Below are 18,348 nucleotides of genomic sequence, written 5' to 3'. Positions count from 1 at the left end.
ACCCAAATCACCGGTTGCGGCAAAGTCCTCGCGTTTAGACTCGCCTGCAGACAAGTCACGAAGCGCCCCCCCCGACGCGGCTGCTTTGGAGTCGTCATCACGCAAAGAAACCTGTCCGAAGGATTTCGTGCGGCACATACCTGATATTTTGGGAAGAAATGGTGCCCCCACACGGACTCGAACCGCGGACCTACTGATTACAAACCGACCCCAACCCGTTACGCCACCCTACCCTACTCTACGCTAAATTACTGTATTTGCTGCGTTAATATTGACGCGCGCAACGCCACAGTCCTACCCCTTACTCCACGATTTCCTACCGCTTGTGACCACTATGCTTCCACACACAAGCGCACTCGGCGAGGTCTGGAGCATGCCAAAACTGACGAAACGCACCATTGATGCTCTCAAACCCGATGCGTCGTCCTACTTCGTCTGGGACTCGGTTGTCGTCGGATTTGGTGTTCGCGTCATGCCGTCCGGAACCAAGACGTTTCAGGTGCAATACAGAAAGGGACGGCGCACCCGGCGGTCGTCATTGGGACGGGTGGGTGTCGTAGCTTTGGACCAGGCTCGAGACCATGCCCGTGAAATGCTGGGTCAAGTCGCGGGCGGCTATGATCCCGTCGAAGAGATCGCCCTGGCCCGCATTGCCCCCACTGTCGCAGACCTCTGCGACCGGTTCTTGCAGGTGCACGTCGCAGTCCATGTGAAGTCGTCCACCGCGCGCGATTACCGTTCCACCATTCGGCGAATGATCCGCCCCGCGATTGGCACGTTCAAAGTGTCAGAGGTCATGCGCAAAGACATTGCCGACCTGCATTACCGCCACCGGGCCACACCGATCCAGGCGAACCGGATGCTCTCGGTCCTTTCCAAGATGTTCAACATGGCCGAGATGTGGGGCTTGCGCCCGGACGGCACGAACCCTTGCCGACATGTGCCGAAGTACAAAGAGAACCGCCGCGAGAGGTTCCTGACACAGCAAGAGCTTAGAACCCTCGGGGATGTGCTGACCACATGCGAAGAAGAGCGGATTGAGACGCCCCATGTCGTGGCCGCCTTCCGCCTCCTCCTCCTGACGGGATGCCGCCTGTCCGAGATACAGACTGCGCGTTGGGAGCATGTCACCGACCGGGGCCTAGAGTTGCCCGATAGCAAGGTGGGCAAGCGTTGTGTCCCCCTCCCCCATGCGGCCCGCGAGGTTTTGGCCTCCTTGCCCCGCACCAGTGGCCATCCGTTCATCATTGAAGGCAAGTTCGCCAACGCGCACATTACCGACTTGCAGCACCCCTGGCGGCGCATTCGCAATCTGGCGGGCCTTCACGATGTTCGCATCCACGACTTGCGCCACACATATGCCTCGGTCGCCGTCTCGGGCGGCATGCCAATCCAGATGGTCGGGCAATTGTTGGGCCATACTCAGTTGCAAACGACCCTACGCTACGCCCATCTTGCAGATGATCCCATTCGGGCAGCTGCGGAGCAAAATAGCGCCGCAATATTTGATAGCCTTGAGACCGCCAAACAAGAGCGCCAAGGCCACTTGCGCGTGATTAAGTGAGATCGAGCATATGGATGAAGAGCAGTTCTTGGCTGATGCCACGCAGGCCCTAGCGGCTAGCGGGATTGATCTACGCCAATTGATCACCAACGGTCTCGACCACCACAAGCCATTCTCCGACGAGGTGTTCGCGCCCATCGCAGAAACCTACGGCTTCATTCCAGAGTCATTTGCCATGGCGCGATTGCTCCTTAACGTCGCGGCACATTTATCAAAGTCCGAAGCAAAATGGGCCGCCACCGATCTTCCAAAGGTGAGGCAGAAACTCTCCACCGTTCAAAAACACGGTCGCGCTCTACAAAAAGCACTGCGAGACCTCGACGAGGAAGACCTCTACGCCGCAAACCAAGCTTCAATCGCAATGACTCATGCGACGAACGCCTCGCTTCTGGAGATGATTGGCGAAACGGCTCTGGAACCTTCGTCGACGATTGCGTGGAACGGGCAGAAAGCAGTTCTTGAGCGCCCAAATACAGATCCTTTGGACCTCGACGATGTGTTGGCATCGCTCGACGCCTTAGACCAAGCGATGGAGGTATCACTGCGGGTTGCAGGAAAAGGCAAGAAAGGCAGGCGCGAGAACGCAACCCTCGATCCCCTGCTGACCATTGCCCTCCAGGTCTACGAGAACTTCACTGGGAAACGCTGCTCACTGCTTTGGACCGAAAAGAACGAACCCCTCTCAGAGGCCGCGCGCTTTTGCGTAGATGTCGTTGAGGTGTTCGACACGGGCACGGTCCCAAGCAGGATAGTCTCCAGCTCTGCCGAAACGCGAAGAAAATCATATAAAGTCAGCAGCTTGGAAGAATTACCAGATTTCATCAGGCATTATTCCGAGCGTTCTCGCTAGGTCGTTATCAATAAGCTGTCGTACGCAATCCTCACTGGACGCAACCAAGAGGACGATATGGCAGACCATAGCAGTGCCCGTTCAAACTCAGTTTTCCTGACTGAACTGCAAGTGGCGGACATGATCTGCCAATCGCCCCGCACAATTCAGAAATGGCGGCTCACGGGCTGTGGGCCGTGCTTTCACAAATTCGGCCAGTCAGTGCGCTACAGCCTCGACGATGTGAACGTTTGGGTGGCACGGCAAAGGGTCTCCCGCACCTCTCGTTAACTAATGCCTCGCCCAAGCCGTCGCGCGCATCCGTGCACAGCCGCCGTCAGGCGGCAGGTGCGGGTGTGCGCTACGGCCTTGGTCGGACGGTTTGAAAAGGGGGTCTTTGTAGCACCCCCCTCTAGAAATACATGGAGCAAAAAAGATGCACGTTCTCTACTCCGGCTTTGACGGGCTCGACCTCGCCATCAAGACACACGCCCCGCCCAGGCTGGTTGAAGAATTGGAAGCGGGAAAAGCCTTCGCGTCTGAGTACCAATGTGACGCCCGTACCGTATTCAACGGCGTCAAACTCTACATTGGCGGATCGGGGCGCAGGGGCGGCTATGCCTACACGTTCCACACTGGCCCGGAAGGCGCGATCTGGGCGGTGAAGAAACCTAAAGCCTCCGACCCTTGGGGCATTCATGTGTCCATCAGATCTCGCGCCCTTGCGTTGCACGGCCTCGAAAAAGTGCGTCAGGATCTTGAGGCCACATGCGACAAGCTAGGCTTCCGCATTACACCCGATGGCATCAGCGTTAGCCGGGTTGACTATGCCATCGACATTCTCGACCCAGACTTTACGCTCGACCCCAATTCCTTCGTCGTCCACTCTCGGATGAAGCTGAAAACCCACGCGGATTTGGCAGAAGTCAGCATCCATTCCCACTCTGGGCGCGTGACCTCTGTGACCCTTGGTAAGATGCCCGGTCGCCAGGTGATCGTCTACGACAAGCGCGAAGAGGTTTTGCAGAAGCACAAACACGAATGGCCACTGATCTGGAATGAGGCCGCAAAGCGCCTCGGCCTTGCCCCACTCGACACGACACAACGCGAAAACAGCCAGGTCTGGCGGGTAGAACTGCGCCTGGGAAAGACCGCCCTACGCAACAGGACCTCCATACGAGGCTGGGTATCCTTCTATGAAGAGCTAGAAGCAGAGATGATCAAACTGGCGGAAGATGTGTCGCTACACGTCCCAACCGCCGACACAAACCGCGCCCGCTGGCCCTGGCATCCGCTTTGGACAACGGTGGCGGGCGCAACCAAGCAGGGTCTGTTCGCCCATGAGGTGAGAGTGGCGCCGGAGTTCGTTCACGACGCGGATCTCAAACAAAAGCAGCTCGAGTTCCTCAATTTGGTCGCCGCACACAGCGTGACGCTGGCTTACTTAGAAGGCGTCACAGAAGCCGATGTGCCGGAGTTCCTAGAGAACATGCCAGGCCGCGTTGAGTTCTTTCTGGAGCAACATAGACGGGACTTAGGCACTCGCTTAAGTGAAGCCGCCGAAAAGTATGGCGTCTTGGTCGGAGACTGAGGGCCGCAAACAGTCATTGGCCGCACCTGCGAAACAACAAGTACCGAGGTACACAAGCGGACATTTGTCTGAATGTCACATTGATATTATCGTCGTCAGCAAGTCCGGCGGAAAGCCGATGGCGTGAACCGTTTCTGCTCAAAAAGCTACAATATGCACGTCGTGCTCATACTCGGAAGAAGTGTTAGGCCGTCCTTGTAGCAACCGTCTTGGTTGCGTTCTCCGAAGCGGTTATTCTATCGTCGAGATCAAGCGTGTATATCCTACAAATCAAGTTGGTGAGAACCGAATGTCCTTAGAGTTTGATGCAGAAAAAAGAGCAGAAAAAGCCACGAAGCTTTCAGCATTTCCAGTAAATCTCCCCGAAGTTCGGCGGGTTGTGAAGGATATCTTGTCTACTTTTGGGGCGAATTTGATATTCAAGGAGTATACTACACACGATATCTCTCATATTGACGATATGCTTGCGACAGTTGACTGGGTAATTCCCAACAATACCAAAGATATCATGTCAGATGGAGACTGGTTGATGTTGGTACTCAGCATCTATTTTCACGACATGGGCCTTGTCGTTACGGAGGATGAGTTCAAAAACCGCTCGAAGACCACCTTCGATAGTTTCTGTCGTGATCAATTGTTTAGCGGCGACGGAGGCGGAGACTATCAGGCGAAATTGGAAGGCCTTGATGCTGAAGTACGCGATCGTCTGCTTTACCAGGAATTTGTACGATATCATCACGCTACACGCATTAAAGTATGGCTTGCTGGCGATACATGCTCCGAACTTGGCTATTGCAAAGCTCAGGTCCAGTTGGTTGAAGAATTATTGGCGCCGCTCGGTGAGGAATTTCGCATTGATCTAGCGCAGGTGTGCGAGAGCCATAATCTTGATGATATCGAAGATACAAAGAAATATCGCCAGGATCATCCTTATGGAAATACAGCTTCAGAAGAAGTGAACTTACAATATATTGCCGCATTGCTACGCACTATCGACTTGATTCAAATCACAGAAAGGCGCGCTCCGTCGGCTCTTTATAGACTCATTGACCCAGCTGATCCAATCAGTCAGCTTGAATGGGCAAAACAAAATGCTGTAAAAAGTGTGCGCCCGCAGAAGCAACTTGACGACGACGGCGCTATTCTTTCCTCAAAACAACCTGATACAATCGAGGTCTTTGCTAGGTTCAACGAGGAGGCAAGTTTTTTTGGGCTCAACGCCTATCTTCGCTATGCCAATGATCAAATTAAAAGTACTTTTGATGCCATCGAACGAACGAAAGCCACAGCTCCAAAAGAGTATCTTTTTCCATGGCGGCGTATTGATGACACTCACGTAAAGGCGGCAGGCTTTGAGCAGGAGCCATTTGGGTTCGAGATAGATCAAGAAAAGATTCTAGATCTTCTTACCGGCCACACCTTGTACAATGACAGCAGCGTGGTTGTCCGTGAGCTGACGCAGAATGCGATAGATGCAGTGAGGCTCAAGTACCATGATCAAAAAGAGGGTTCGGAAGAAAAAGGCAAGATCCATGTTTTCTGGTCTAGCGAGACAAGCGAGCTCACCATAATCGATAATGGGACGGGGATGTCTCAGGCAACGATTGAGAACCACCTTTTGAAAGTTGGTTCTTCGAAGTATCAAGATCCTAAATTCAAGGAAGAGTTTCCAAACTTCACGCCAATTAGTCGCTTTGGCATTGGTGTCTTGACTGCTTTCATGGTCGCGGACAAGGTTGAAATAATTACTGTTAGCCCAGATGATGAAAAAGCACGTAAGATTTCATTGAGGTCAGTACACGGCAAGTATCTGATCAAGCTGATAGACAAGTCATCGGATGAAGTGGCCAACGAAATTGGTTCTCATGGCAGTAAATTCGTGCTTCGCTTCAGAGCATCTGCTCAGAAAATGAATATCCAGAGAACTTTGGAAACGTATGTTCTTTTTCCCAGATGTTCGGTGACTTTGTCAGTTGATGGAGCTGATCCGGATCGAATTGGCTTCGCCACGCCAAAGGATGCTCTGACTGACTACTTAAACAAGGAAACCACGGTTGCAAGATATGCCGAAGAACGGGTCGAGGTGCGAGAGAAATCCTCTAATGGCATAACCATTGCATACGCTATGTCGTATAGCTCTCACTACAAGGATTGGCAGTTCATCCGAGTCCCGGAACGCTCACCACTTAAGCAAAGTCAAGATAAGCTGCCGCCAATCATGACTTGCGTAGAGGGTATCGTTGTCCAAAATCAATTGGTCGGCGGAATTGATCGTACGCTCCTGGCAGTTGTCAACATGACTGGTAAGGAAGCTCCCAAAACGAACGTTGCACGGTCGGCATTGGAAACAACTGACGAGTTTGATACGGCCGTCCAAACAATCAATCGCCTTTTGCTGAGCGTCGTGGAGACTGAGACAAAGCGTTTGGTCGATGACGAAGACTATTCTTTGACTTGGGCCGTCGAGCAAATGCCGCGAATGATGCACCCAATCGTTGCCGGGCGGGGCGCTTCGGAGTCCAAAAAGACTGAAGCAGTGAAGGAGGCCGAGCTCAACAGAACCAAGATGTTCTTGATCGAAGAATCTGGCAAACGCAGTTCTTGCTCCGCAGATGAATTGTTGAAGCGAGAAGGTTTTTGGATGGTCGACTCCATGCTCCTTACTTCGACGGAGCAGTTCATTCGAGAGGCAAAGCGAGAAGTCTCCAGATTGGACCTACTTGAGTTAGTTTACGGCGACAATGAAAACTCACTTAATGATCTTCTAGTCGTCCCCAACGCTAACACGCCAGTTTGCAGAGATATCGTTCAATCTCTATTCGATATTTCTCACTTCCGTGGGCATATTCAAGAGCGAAGGCTGGATGTCAAATGGTCAAAGAAAAAGGAGAGGTGGTTTTCGCAAGAGCAGGTTTTTTCGTCGCTTATGGAACTTGATGGGTATCAAGACTTCGACTTTTATCGGCACATGGAGGATAGTTCCGGCCGCCGCCGAATAGGGATGACGCGCTCTGTTTCTGTCCTCGCACCTCGTGGTAAGAATCATGCGGATACAGAAGGGCTCGAAGCCTTTCAGGCCGTTATAACGCTTGGCAATCTTTATTTGCTGCCTGGAAGTAAGGTTGCGGACTTTTTCATAAATGCCCCTAGTGATTGGGAGAATGATGTTAACTTCAACCGAGTTGCCTACTTCACTTTGACGGCTGCCGCACTTTCAGCGGATCAGTACTATAAGGAAATGAACGATATTTTTGCTGAATTGCGTAAAACAATGCCGGAACCGCTTTTGGCTAAGAACGAACAGCCTCTTGAAGAGTGCCAAGCGCTTTGGGACGATGTTGCCAAACTCGAGTGCTATGACCCGTTCTCCTGGCGGCAGAGGCCAATCGATTGGGATGCCCGCCTTGGCTTGTGATTGGCATATCTCTTGCAGCTTCTAAAGCGAGGAATACACTGTAATAAGTATTTAAGGGCAGTCGGAGATTTGGAACCATGTCGAATTCCTGCAACTTACACCGAGCCTCGGCATCCAAACGCAAAGAAGGGCCGCACCCCACCAATCGCGACCTGGAGTTTTGAGTATCGTGTTGACCTGATCCATTGAACCGTCCGGTGTTTTGATTTAGCTTGTCTTGCGACAAGGAAACAGACGGTATGGAGAAGCCGTTTTAGAAAATAGAAAAAAATGGTAGATTAGAAGAGCATCTGACAGGGCTTCGCGGAAGGATTATGCACGACGCTAACACCTCGCTCAGTTCTGTAGGGGCTCCGATCTTGAATGAGGGTGGCGAAGTTATCGGAATTCGCTTCGCGCCAACTACTTCAAATGATGGAACGGCAACGTGGACAGAAGAAAGCGTTGCTTCGTTCTCAGACCTCCTTCAACTACCGTACGTTGTTTGCAGGCCGAAACCACTATGTGTCGATGTCCCCTTTTAGAAAGCTGCGATGCAGCACCAAACCCTTCCTTGGCGTCCGCTTTGGGCCGTTCCCCTCCCCCCGTCCTATCGGGCAGTGCCTAGGGGGATCGAGAAGGGGGCCATGGCGAATGGCCCCCTCGGGGGTGACCTTTGGTGCGGCGCTTGCCGGTAGGCCGACATCCTGCGCGATAGACGCGCCGAGCGAAGCGAGGGTAGGTGCGGACTGCCTTTGCACACGGTGCGACTCCCTCCGTGCAATCCGCATGTTGCTCTGAGAGCACGAACAGAAGCGAAACGGATGCTGCCACTACGCTTCCAAAACGAGCACACGAAGGACGCTCAAAACCACACAAACCGTGCATCATGCTGATATTTAAGGATTAAATGGTGCCCCCACACGGACTCGAACCGCGGACCTACTGATTACAAATCAGTTGCTCTACCAGCTGAGCTATAGGGGCACGGACCGGCGGGAAACCGACCACGGTGGGGCGATAGCAAGTTTGTAACGCTCGGGCAATGGCAATCCGGCGGTGCAGCGCTCAACAATTTGCACAGGATCGGTCGGGCCGGTATACAGCCCCCAAAGCAGGCTCAACACCAATACAGGCGACACATTACCAATGCAGGTTGTCTTTCACCTTGGCGCCCCCTGCACCGATGGCGATCAGTTGATCCTGTCGCTCCTCAAAAACAGGCTCCGTCTGGCACAAGCCGGCATCGCGGTGCCTCCACCGGGCCGCTACCGCGCCGTGGTGCGCGACACGGCCCGTGCGCTCAAAGGGCGGGCTGCGGGTGAGGAAGTGCAAGACGCCCTTCTCGATGCCATTCTGGACGATGCCGCTGTTGACCGGCTGGTCCTGTCCGATCCTCGCTTTGTGTGCATCAATCGCCTTGTCGTGCAGGGCCCGCAAATCTGGCCGATGATCGAACGCGCCACGACCCAGTTGCGCGCCCTTTTCCCGACCTCTCCGGCGGAATTCTTCATCGGAATGCGGGATCCCGGAACCCTGATCCCTGCCCTGTTCAAGGCCTCGCGTTTCTCGGACTTTGCAGAATTCACTGAAAACATGCAGCCCCATGCCGTGGCCTGGTCCGAGATGCTGCGCCGCCTGTCGGTGGCCCATCCCGACGCCCGGATCACCGTTTGGTGCAACGAAGACACCCCGCTTCTATGGGGTCAGATCATGCGTGAGCTGGCCGGCGTCGCCCCGCAAGCCGATCTCGATGGTGTAGACGATCTGGTGCAGGGCATCATGGAGGAAGAAGGGTTTGCCCGGATGCAAACCTGGCTCACGGACAATCCGCCGGAGACCGAGACCCAACGCCGCCGCGTCCTTGCGGCCTTCCTCGAACGCTATGCGCTCGACACCGAGATTCAGGAAACGCTGAATCTGCCCGGCTGGAATGAGGCTCTGATCAATGAAATGTCGGAAAGCTATGACGCCGATCTGGACGTCATCGCGCGCATTCCCGGAGTCACGCTGCTGACGCCGTAGGTGACTGGTACGCAGCTCAGCGCATTCCAAGCGCTTCCTTGTACATCTCCAGCACCGCCTCTTCCTCGGCAATGTCATCGGGCTCACGCTTGCGCAATGCCACAACCTTGCGGAGCACCTTGGTGTCGTAGCCGCGCGATTTCGCCTCGGCCATGACCTCTTTCTGCTGGTCTGCGATGTCCTTCTTCTCGGCCTCAAGCCGTTCATAACGCTCGATAAACTGGCGCAGCTCATCGGCGGTCACACGGTAGCTTTCGGGGCGGGCAGAGGCGTCGGACATATCATCCATGGAAGGCGGCCTTTCAGATGAGTTGCGGCTGGAAAACACCGGATAGCGGGGCCTCACCCGGGCTGCAAGGCTTGCGGTGCGCGGCCCGCGCGCTAAGGTCCCCCAAACACGTCAGGGAGCGCGCAAAATGGGTTGGTTGGTCTTGCTGGGAACAGCCATGGCGGTGGTCGGCATTGGTCTTCTAGGCTATTGTATCTATTCGGCTTTCTCCATCAAGCGGGCAGGCCTAGACGATGCCGAGATGCGCCAGCAGCTGCAAAAGATCGTTGCCATCAACATGGGCGCGCTTTTGCTATCGGTTCTCGGCCTGATGTGCGTGGTGTTGGGCGTCTTCCTCGGCTGAACCGGCGGCTTTTGGCCCATCTTGGACGCACCGCTTTACTTTGCGTCAGCATCGCCCATCCTGATCGGCAGACACCCCTGCCCCGGAGATGCCCCATGCGATCTGTCCTGCCAATTTTCGTCACGCTCATGCTCGTCACACCCGGTCTCGCGCAAGAGGCCGCCGATGCCGTCGCGCCTGAAGATGCAACAGAAACGGGCACGTCCGGCCTGTCTGAGCGTGCGATGGCCGCCCTGGCCGCGCGCGACGCCGGCGATCCGGTGACGGCGCAAGACTGGATGGTCGCCGCCGCCAATCCGCTGGCGGTCGAGGCCGGGGCCGATGTTCTGGCCGCTGGTGGCACCGCCGCAGACGCCATGGTTGCCGTGCAGGCCGTTCTGGGACTGGTGGAGCCGCAAAGCTCCGGTCTCGGTGGTGGCGCATTTCTTGTTTATTACGATGCCCTTAGCGGAGAATTGACCACGCTCGACGGCCGCGAAACCGCTCCACATGCCGCTACGCCGACCTTGTTTCAGGACGAAACTGGTGAGCCGCTCGGCTTCTTCGACGCGGTTGTCGGCGGCCTCTCCGTGGGTACACCGGGCACGCCCGCCTTGATGGAAGATGCCCATCGCCGCTGGGGACAGGCCAATTGGCAAAGCCTGTTGGACCCGGCGATTTCCCTTGCAGATGAGGGCTTTAGCGTCTCCGCCCGCATGGCCGGTGCAATCGCCAATGACGCCGAGCGCCTCTCCACCTTCCCTGCCACCGCCGCCTATTTCCTGCCCGATGGCGCGCCACTGGCCGAGGGTTCGTTGCTCCAAAACCCCGCCTACGCCGATACCTTGCGCGCCATGCAGATCCACGGCGCGGATGCGATTTACGAAGGCCCCATCGCCGAAGGGATCATCGACACTGTCCGCTCGGCCGAGGGCAATCCCGGCGTTCTCTCGCTGCGTGACCTCGAAGCCTACCGCGTGATCGAACGCCCGGCGGTCTGCGCCGAGTACCGCGGCATGGATGTCTGCGGCATGGGCCCGCCCTCCTCCGGCGCGCTTACTGTTGGCCAAATCCTTGGAATGGTTGATAACTTTACCCTAGAAGGCCCGGACAATCCGGACGATTGGCGCCTGATCGGGGACGCCTCGCGCCTCGCCTTTGCAGACCGAGGCCGCTACATGGCCGACAGTGATTTCGTTCCCATGCCGACCGAAGGGCTGGTCGATCCCGCCTATCTGGAAGAACGCGCGCAGCTGATCGAAGGCGACCGCCTCGATCCCGGCACCGCCCTGTCAGAGGTCGCACCCGGCACCCCCACATGGGATCACGCGCAGCTTTGGGCCGATGATGAAAGCTTTGAGTTCCCCAGCACATCCCACATCTCCATCGTCGACACCTACGGCAATGTGCTGAGCATGACGACGACCATCGAAAACGGCTTCGGATCCCGCCTGATGGCACCCGGCGGCTTCCTTCTGAACAACGAACTCACCGATTTCAGCTTCCGCACCCACCGTGATCGCGTGCCCATCGCCAACCGGCTGGAGCCGGGAAAACGCCCCCGCTCCTCCATGTCGCCAACCATCGTGATGCAGGATGGCGAGCCGATCCTCGCCATCGGCTCACCGGGCGGCAGCCGCATCATCGGCTATGTCGCCACGGCCATTATCGCCCATTACGATTGGGGTCTCGACCTGCAAGACGCGCTCTCCCTGCCCCATGCCGTCAACCGCTTCGGCACCTATGATCTGGAGGAAGGCACAGACGCCGAGGCGTTGGCCGAACCGCTCGAAGCCATGGGGTACGAGGTCAACATCCGCAGCTTGAATTCCGGCCTTCACGCCATCGCCATCACGCCCGACGGACTTGTCGGCGCCGCAGACCCGCGCCGCGAAGGCATCGCTCTCGGGGAATAGCCACAGCGCTTTCAACTTGCCCAAAAACCTCCGAGCCAGTTCGAAAGGACGGGGGCGAAGGCACCCCGTCAGCGGGCATTGCCCGCTGGCCTGAGCCAGCCTGCTACAAGGCAGGCAGGCGAGGAGAAAAGAATGCGGCGCAAGCCGCGCCTTCATATCAAGGCGCGGGTGGCGTCTTGCGGCCCTCGTCAAAGGCTTCCCAGCCCTCGCCGCCAAACACATCAACGCCAAGTTGAGCCAACACGTCCGGGAAATCGACCATCACGTAATTGTCGACGATCTTGCCATCCACGACCTTCCAGAAATCCATGTAGCGGATCGTGACGCGTTTGCCGGTCGCCGCCACGCCCATGAACTCACCGGAATGCACGGCCTCTTGCCGGCCAAAGGCCGCTGCCCATTCGCCCATGTAAAGCCGCGCTTCATCCACACAGACCTTGTCGGAAAACGCGGCTTGAAACGGCTTTTGCCAATTGTCCTGAAATTCCCGCAAGCCGGTCTTGGTGCCGCAGCCGCGATTGCCCATCCATCGAAAACCCTCGGCGAAAAACTCTCCGATATCTGCGATACGGTGGTCGTTCAGGCCGTCGACCATACCCTCGATCACGGCGCACGTGTCCTCGGTTTTCGACATATCCGTATCACGCGTCAGCGCGGCCTGTTCCGGGCGGCTTCCCTTCATCGTCTTCGTCCTTCCTGCATCATCCAAAGAAAAGGACGTGTCACCGCTCAGCGACATGTCCCGAAATCCTTAAGCGCTTTCGCGTTAGTCGATCCTTTGCCCGGTGCTTGCGTCGAACAGATGCGTGATCCCGTCTGGCAAGGCGATGCCGACAGGCTCCCCAATCTGCGCCCGGTAATCCTTGGCCGCTTTCACTGCCACCATCGCGCCACCCGCGCGCACCGTGACCATTGTCGCGTCGCCCAACAGTTCCATCGAATAGACAGGCGCATTGATCGCGCCCTGCCCGGCTTCGGTCACATGCGCATCTTCGGCGCGGAAGCCGAGCGTCACCTTGCCAGCACCGGATACGCCCGGCACTTCGACATTCTCACCGTGGAACGTGCCGTCGGTGATCTCGCCTTCCATCAAGTTCATCGCAGGTGAACCAATGAAGCCGGCCACGAACGTGTTCGCAGGCTTGTCGTAGATGTCCGTGGGCGTGCCGACCTGCTGCACAATGCCCGCCTTCATCACCACCACGCGGTCAGCCAGCGTCATCGCCTCGATCTGGTCATGGGTCACGTAGATCGTTGTCACCTTCAGCTCATGGCTGAGGTTCTTGATCTGGGCGCGCGTGCTGACGCGCAGTTTCGCGTCGAGGTTCGACAGCGGCTCATCCATCAGGAACACCTGCGGCTCACGCACGATTGCGCGGGCCAGGGCCACGCGCTGGCGCTGACCACCGGACAAGGCGGCAGGCTTGCGATCCAGGAATTGCTCAAGCTCCACCATCGCCGCGGCCTTGGCGACACGTTCCTCGTGCTCACTCTCCGGCACCTTGCGCACCTTCAGGGGGAAACGAATGTTCTCCCAAACCGACATGTTCGGGTAGAGGCCGTAGCTTTGGAACACCATGGCTACATCGCGGTCCTTGGGGTCCAGGTTCGTGACCTCGCGATCGCCAATCCAGATCTCACCCTCGGTCGGGTCTTCCAATCCGGCAATCATCCGCATGGTCGTGGTCTTGCCACACCCTGACGGGCCAAGCAGCACAAGAAATTCCTGATCTGCGATGTCGAGATGAAAATCATCCACCCCGACAAAGCTCCCCCAACGTTTACAAACGTGGTTCAACCGGATTTGTGCCATGGGTCGTCCCCCCTTACCCGCGAATGTGTCGGTGCCATCTAGACAGTCGTCTCGTCATGACGCAAGGGTTTTGCATAGGATTGCAAAAAGGGACGCGGACGTGACGGAATCGGCAGGCGAAAAGGCTATGGTCTGGATACATCTGGATGCGCTCTGCAACGGGAAGGACGTGGCTGAGGTCTTCGCAGACGACGCCGTGGCTGAAATTGCCCACCCTTACGGAACTCTGGATGGACCGGATCAGATCGCGCGCTTCTATGCGGATTTGCGCCGTGCCTTGCCCGACGCCACGTGGCGACCGGAATTCTTCATCGGGGGCGAGAACCACCCCGATGAGCGCATGTCCGGGACGCGTTTCTCCCCCCTTGTCGCGTCGCTTGGCCATTGGCAGGGCACGTTCACGCGGCCCCTTCTGGGCATTCCACCCACGGGCGGCGTGGTTCATTTACGAATAAGCGAAGTGCATCACCTGAACGAGGCCGGTGAGATTGCGCGCAGCTGGATCCTGCCTGATTTCCTCGACCTAATGGATCAGGCGGGCTGCTTTCCAGACCTGCCACAGACCGGTGCGCGCGGCATGTGGCCGGGCCCGCGATATGGGGCGGGCGTGCGAATGGGCGCTGCCAGTCCAAAAAGCGGCGCCATCTCAATGGGACGGGTTCTCGACATGCATCAAGCGCTTGGGATTGGCGCGGATGTGTCGAATGTGCCGATGCATCACTGGCATCCGAACTTCATGTATTATGCCAGCGCAGGCATTGGCATGTGCCGCGGGGTCGAGGGGTTTCGCCTGCATCACCAAGCGCCCTTCCGCGCCGCCTTCCCCGATCGGCATTCCAAAGGGCATTTCGTGCGGATTGCCGACGGCCCGCTGGCTGTGACGGGCGGACGCCTCTACGCCACCCACTCCGCGCCTTATCTTGGCATCCCCGCGACTGGCCAACAGGTTCATATCGACGTGATGGATTTCTACCAATTCGACGATGACGGCCTGATCATCGAGAACTGGTTGCCGTTCGACATTCTGGGCCTTGCACACCAGATGGGGGTCAACCTGTTGCCGGGGGGCTAACCGGCCCTTTCCCTTCCCCGGGCTTTGGGGCATTTTGCGCCCGGTACGATACGGTACGAGAACGGGGGAACCGACCATGGATCTGCGCCAGATCATCGAGGGCTACAGCGTCACGCCGCAAATTGAGCCTTCAGATGTCGCCACATTGGCGGCGCAGGGCGTGAAAACGCTGATCTGCAATCGCCCCGATATGGAAAATCCGCCCCCGCTTCAGGCTGCCGCCATTCAGGCCGAAGCCGAAGCACACGGCATTGCGTATGTCTTCAACCCGTTTCAGGGCCATACGCTCACGCAAGACAATGTCGATGAACAAGCCGACGCCATCGCCGGATCCGAAGGGCCAGTGGTGGCTTATTGCGCGTCCGGCAATCGCTCAACCGTGGTGTGGGCATTCGGGGCTGCAGGCCATGTGCCTGTGGATCAGATCATCGAGATCGCCACATCTCATGGCTATCCGTTCGAACAATTGCGCCCGGCGCTGGAAGCCGCTGCCGCCCAGAACACGGCCTGATCGACTGGCTGGTCAGGCTTGAGGTCATGGTGCACCGGCATTGTCCTAAACCCAGTCGCAAGGCTAATTGAAAAACGGGACCTCAACCATCGCCCAATCAACCCCACAACCTGCTCCTGACGGAGGGCGTTCTGTCCGCGATTGGCTCGTGGACCGGCTTTGGCGTGGGTTGATCTGGTGCGCGCTGCGCTTGCCGCATGGGCTTCGTGTCCGCGCGATGGGTTGGCTGTTTTCGCGGATTGTCGGGCCATTGTCGGGGCGTAGTCGTCTTGCGCAGCGCAACCTCGCCATGATTTTCCCTGATATGGCGGAAGATGAACGCCGCCGAATAACCCGCGCCGTCACCGACAATGTGGGCCGAGTGGTGATGGAGAATTATGCCACCGCCGACCAGATGACGCGTGCCCTGAATTGGCAGCCCCATGGCCCCGGTTGGAAGGCGGCCGAGACGGCGCGCGCTGAAGGGCGGCCGATCCTATTCATCTCGGGCCATTATGGGAATTATCAGGCCGGACGCGCCGCATTGAATGCGCGGGGCTACCAAATGGGCGGTCTCTACCGCCCCCTGAACAATCCCTATTTGAATGACCATTACATCGCGACGATCGAGAATGTCGGGGGCGGCGCATTCACGCGGGACAGGCGCGGTTTGGCAGGCTTCGTGAAGCATCTGCGCGGTGGCGGACAGGGAGCCATCCTGATCGACCAATACTTCTTTGGGGGGCCGATTCACGACTTCCTTGGCCAGCCTGCGCCCACCTCACCTGCTGCGGCGGAAATGGCGCTCAAATACGATGCGCTTTTGGTGCCGATCTATTCCACACGGTTGGGAAATGGCCTCGACTTCGACATAGAGCTGGAGGCCCCGATTCCGCACACAGACCCCGAAACGATGACACAGGCCCTGAACGACAGTCTGGCGGCACGTGTGCGGGCCAAGCCTGAGCAATGGTTCTGGCTTCACGATCGCTGGAAGCCAGCGCGGCGCGAAAAAGCCGCGCTCAGGTCAGCGTCATACGACTAGAAATAGGACCGCGCGTTAGTCCAGGCGCGCGGCACCCAGGATCGCGCCGTGCCCGCTGGCCTGAACAATAACGACATGGGGCATGTCCCCTGCCGCATTGACCTGCGCTTCGAAGGCGTCCGCGCCAGACCATTCGGCCACAGCCTGCCAAGATTGAACGATGTTGTGATACGCAGTCGTCAGGCCGGCATTCTCGCCGCGCGTGATCTCGACTTCCTGCACGGGCATATAGGTCACAACCTGCACGATCATCGCGGGCATCTCGGTTGATGCACCGGTCCAGCTAGCGCGAACCTGCCAGCCCCCTTGCGCGGGCACCGCTTCGACCGTGACAGGGTTCACGGCGTCCCGATGTGCCGTGATACGGTCGACCACGTCCATCGGCTGATTGCCAACAACATGGTCTACGCCGCCGATCACCATCTGCGGGGTATAGACTACGGTTGACCCTGCCGTATGGGCGTAAGCGTGCTGGCGGGCGGTGAAGGCGGGGTTCGCGAACGTATCCGCCCACCCGATATAGTCCCAATAATCGACATGCAGGGCCAACGCTATGACGTCATCATGGTCAGCCAACTCTGCCAGGAACGCGTCGGCGGGCGGGCAGGACGAACAGCCCTGCGATGTAAACAATTCCACCACAACGGGCCCATCCGCGAGCGCCGTGGAGGCCGCCAAGCCCCCGGCCAAGGCCGCTATCAAGGAAAGAATTCGCATGGTTTGCCTGTCGTTCTTTGCAATTACATCGCTAGACCTAGGCCATCACCTCGCATTTGGCCAATCAAGCGTTTGCGAGACCGTGTAACAAGATCGTTCACAGCCAACGGCGGGTTGCCTTCAGATAGGCCTGCCCCTCCTCACCGAATGCCTCCAACAGCGCGCGCTCCTCTGGCACCGCGAAACGCACCGTCAGCACGGCCAAAATCAGTGGGATCAGGAAGGCCGGGCTCAGCGCGCCCAACCAAAGCACTTGGCCGGACAGGATCAGAACCATACCCAAATAAATGGGGTTGCGGCTCAACCGATAGGGGCCTTCGACGATCAGCGTTCCGGGTGTGTGGTGCGGCTCGATCGTGGTTTTCTTTTTCCAGAACCACAGCGCAGCCCAGAAAACGAAAAGCACACCAACGCACGCCAGAAGTACTCCAAGCCTTTGCATCAAAGGATCAACGCCACTGACCAACGGCAGAAAACGCGCCAAAAGCCACGCCAGCCCCATGAAAAGCAGCAGCCAAAGCGGTGGGAGATCCGGAAAACCCTTCATGCCCGCATCTGGCCCGCTCGCACCGCGTTGTGCAAGCCCGCTGGACGATGGGCCGCTGCCCGTGATACCGCGCACGTCATGGAGCCTGCTGCCCCCTCGCCCCCGTCCGAGCCTCAATTCTCGCCAGCCGAGGTGCGTCGCCTGTATTGGCTGAAGGATCACGGCTTCTTGCGTGCGATCTGGACCAATTTTCATAAGCTCGACGAGGAGGTTTGGCGTCACAACCACCCAAGCCCCGTCCGCCTTGCGCAGCTACAGGCAATGGGCGCGGCCTCGATCCTGTCGCTGCGCGGGTTGAATGGCGACATCAGCAAGATGGAGGCCGCAACCTGCGCGCGCCTCGGCCTGCCTTTTGAAGCCGTTTCGTTGCGCGCCCTGGCCTTGCCCGATCAAGCGCAGCTGCTGAAATTGTTCGATGATTTGCGGACCATGCCTAAACCGTTGGTGATTCACTGCAAATCCGGGTCTGACCGGACGGGCCTCGCCTCGGTGATATACCTGCATGCTTTCAAAGGTGTCCCTCTGCCCGAGGCACGCAAACAGCTTGGCTTGCGCTTTATTCACAATCCGTGGGGCAAAGCGCGCATCGTGAACCGCCTGCTCGACGCATATGCAACGACCCATGACGCAACCGGCATCGGGATGGAGGATTGGGTCCGCACCCAGTACGATCCCGCAACCCTAAGTTAAACGAAAACGGGGGCCCGAAAGCCCCCGCATCGCGGTCGTTTCTC

At 57.5% G+C, this 18,348-nt stretch carries 16 protein-coding genes and 1 tRNA gene; 11 read left to right on the top strand and 6 right to left on the bottom strand.

The genetic code is table 11. The annotated features are described in order from the left end of the window. The first annotated feature begins 373 nt into the window (after nucleotides 1-373). The 4 genes from V8J81_RS05435 to V8J81_RS05420 all read left to right on the top strand — a co-directional run bounded on the left by V8J81_RS05435 (nucleotide 374) and on the right by V8J81_RS05420 (nucleotide 7,399). The gene (locus V8J81_RS05435; protein ID WP_368474732.1) at nucleotides 374-1,564 is read left to right on the top strand and encodes a site-specific integrase; all 1,191 of its coding nucleotides are present in this window, start codon (nucleotides 374-376) and stop codon (nucleotides 1,562-1,564) included. A gap of 10 nt (nucleotides 1,565-1,574) precedes the next feature. Further along, entirely contained in the window at nucleotides 1,575-2,414 is an 840-nt protein-coding gene (locus V8J81_RS05430) for a hypothetical protein (RefSeq protein WP_368474731.1), read from the top strand. A gap of 415 nt (nucleotides 2,415-2,829) precedes the next feature. Then, nucleotides 2,830-3,984, top strand: coding sequence for a hypothetical protein (locus tag V8J81_RS05425; RefSeq protein ID WP_368474730.1), 1,155 nt, complete (start codon nucleotides 2,830-2,832; stop codon nucleotides 3,982-3,984). Between the two features lie 289 nt (nucleotides 3,985-4,273). Beyond that, a complete protein-coding gene (locus tag V8J81_RS05420) occupies nucleotides 4,274-7,399 on the top strand; it encodes an HD domain-containing protein (protein ID WP_368474729.1) in 3,126 nt (1,041 codons plus the stop codon). Nucleotides 7,400-8,289: 890 nt separating this feature from the next. Here the strand turns inward: V8J81_RS05420 and V8J81_RS05415 are convergent. Continuing rightward, nucleotides 8,290-8,365 (bottom strand) — tRNA-Thr (locus V8J81_RS05415). 162 nt (nucleotides 8,366-8,527) lie between these two features. Between V8J81_RS05415 and V8J81_RS05410 the strand changes: the two genes are divergently transcribed. Next, the gene (locus tag V8J81_RS05410; RefSeq protein WP_368474728.1) at nucleotides 8,528-9,403 is read left to right on the top strand and encodes a hypothetical protein; all 876 of its coding nucleotides are present in this window, start codon (nucleotides 8,528-8,530) and stop codon (nucleotides 9,401-9,403) included. Nucleotides 9,404-9,419: 16 nt separating this feature from the next. On the opposite strand, the gene V8J81_RS05405 is transcribed toward V8J81_RS05410, so the two are convergent. Beyond that, entirely contained in the window at nucleotides 9,420-9,692 is a 273-nt protein-coding gene (locus V8J81_RS05405) for a DUF2312 domain-containing protein (protein WP_368474727.1), read from the bottom strand. Between the two features lie 127 nt (nucleotides 9,693-9,819). On the opposite strand from V8J81_RS05405, the gene V8J81_RS05400 reads away from it, so the two are divergent. Continuing rightward, a complete protein-coding gene (locus tag V8J81_RS05400; protein WP_368474726.1) occupies nucleotides 9,820-10,035 on the top strand; it encodes a hypothetical protein in 216 nt (71 codons plus the stop codon). A 95-nt stretch (nucleotides 10,036-10,130) separates the two neighbouring features. Next, complete coding sequence (ggt, locus tag V8J81_RS05395; RefSeq protein WP_368474725.1) at nucleotides 10,131-11,930, top strand: gamma-glutamyltransferase; 1,800 nt, start codon at nucleotides 10,131-10,133, stop codon at nucleotides 11,928-11,930. A gap of 157 nt (nucleotides 11,931-12,087) precedes the next feature. Here the strand turns inward: ggt and V8J81_RS05390 are convergent, their stop codons facing one another. Further along, nucleotides 12,088-12,612, bottom strand: coding sequence for an ester cyclase (locus V8J81_RS05390; protein ID WP_368474724.1), 525 nt, complete (start codon nucleotides 12,610-12,612; stop codon nucleotides 12,088-12,090). A gap of 84 nt (nucleotides 12,613-12,696) precedes the next feature. Next, complete coding sequence (locus tag V8J81_RS05385) at nucleotides 12,697-13,743, bottom strand: ABC transporter ATP-binding protein (RefSeq protein ID WP_368474723.1); 1,047 nt, start codon at nucleotides 13,741-13,743, stop codon at nucleotides 12,697-12,699. Between the two features lie 100 nt (nucleotides 13,744-13,843). Here V8J81_RS05385 and V8J81_RS05380 point away from each other — a divergent pair, with 100 nt between their 5' ends. The 3 genes from V8J81_RS05380 to V8J81_RS05370 all read left to right on the top strand — a co-directional run bounded on the left by V8J81_RS05380 (nucleotide 13,844) and on the right by V8J81_RS05370 (nucleotide 16,350). Then, complete coding sequence (locus tag V8J81_RS05380; protein WP_368474722.1) at nucleotides 13,844-14,815, top strand: ester cyclase; 972 nt, start codon at nucleotides 13,844-13,846, stop codon at nucleotides 14,813-14,815. A gap of 76 nt (nucleotides 14,816-14,891) precedes the next feature. Next, nucleotides 14,892-15,326, top strand: a complete 435-nt coding sequence (locus V8J81_RS05375; RefSeq protein WP_368474721.1) for a protein tyrosine phosphatase family protein — start codon at nucleotides 14,892-14,894, stop codon at nucleotides 15,324-15,326. A gap of 148 nt (nucleotides 15,327-15,474) precedes the next feature. Further along, entirely contained in the window at nucleotides 15,475-16,350 is an 876-nt protein-coding gene (locus V8J81_RS05370) for a lysophospholipid acyltransferase family protein (protein ID WP_368474720.1), read from the top strand. Between the two features lie 15 nt (nucleotides 16,351-16,365). Here the strand turns inward: V8J81_RS05370 and V8J81_RS05365 are convergent, their stop codons facing one another. Both V8J81_RS05365 and V8J81_RS05360 read right to left on the bottom strand, forming a co-directional pair. Further along, complete coding sequence (locus V8J81_RS05365) at nucleotides 16,366-17,067, bottom strand: DUF1223 domain-containing protein (RefSeq protein WP_368474719.1); 702 nt, start codon at nucleotides 17,065-17,067, stop codon at nucleotides 16,366-16,368. 97 nt (nucleotides 17,068-17,164) lie between these two features. After that, the gene (locus V8J81_RS05360) at nucleotides 17,165-17,614 is read right to left on the bottom strand and encodes a methyltransferase family protein (RefSeq protein ID WP_368474718.1); all 450 of its coding nucleotides are present in this window, start codon (nucleotides 17,612-17,614) and stop codon (nucleotides 17,165-17,167) included. A 78-nt stretch (nucleotides 17,615-17,692) separates the two neighbouring features. Here V8J81_RS05360 and V8J81_RS05355 point away from each other — a divergent pair, with 78 nt between their 5' ends. Next, nucleotides 17,693-18,304 carry a tyrosine-protein phosphatase gene (locus V8J81_RS05355; protein WP_368474717.1) on the top strand — a complete coding sequence of 204 codons (612 nt, stop codon included), beginning with the start codon at nucleotides 17,693-17,695 and terminating at the stop codon, nucleotides 18,302-18,304. Nucleotides 18,305-18,348: the final 44 nt, after the last annotated feature.

This window comes from Gymnodinialimonas sp. 202GB13-11, from assembly GCF_040932485.1.
GTDB classification, from domain to species: Bacteria; Pseudomonadota; Alphaproteobacteria; order Rhodobacterales; family Rhodobacteraceae; genus Gymnodinialimonas; species Gymnodinialimonas hymeniacidonis.
The sequence above is the reverse complement of the archived record's forward strand: the minus strand, read 5'-3'. Positions and strand labels throughout refer to the sequence as shown.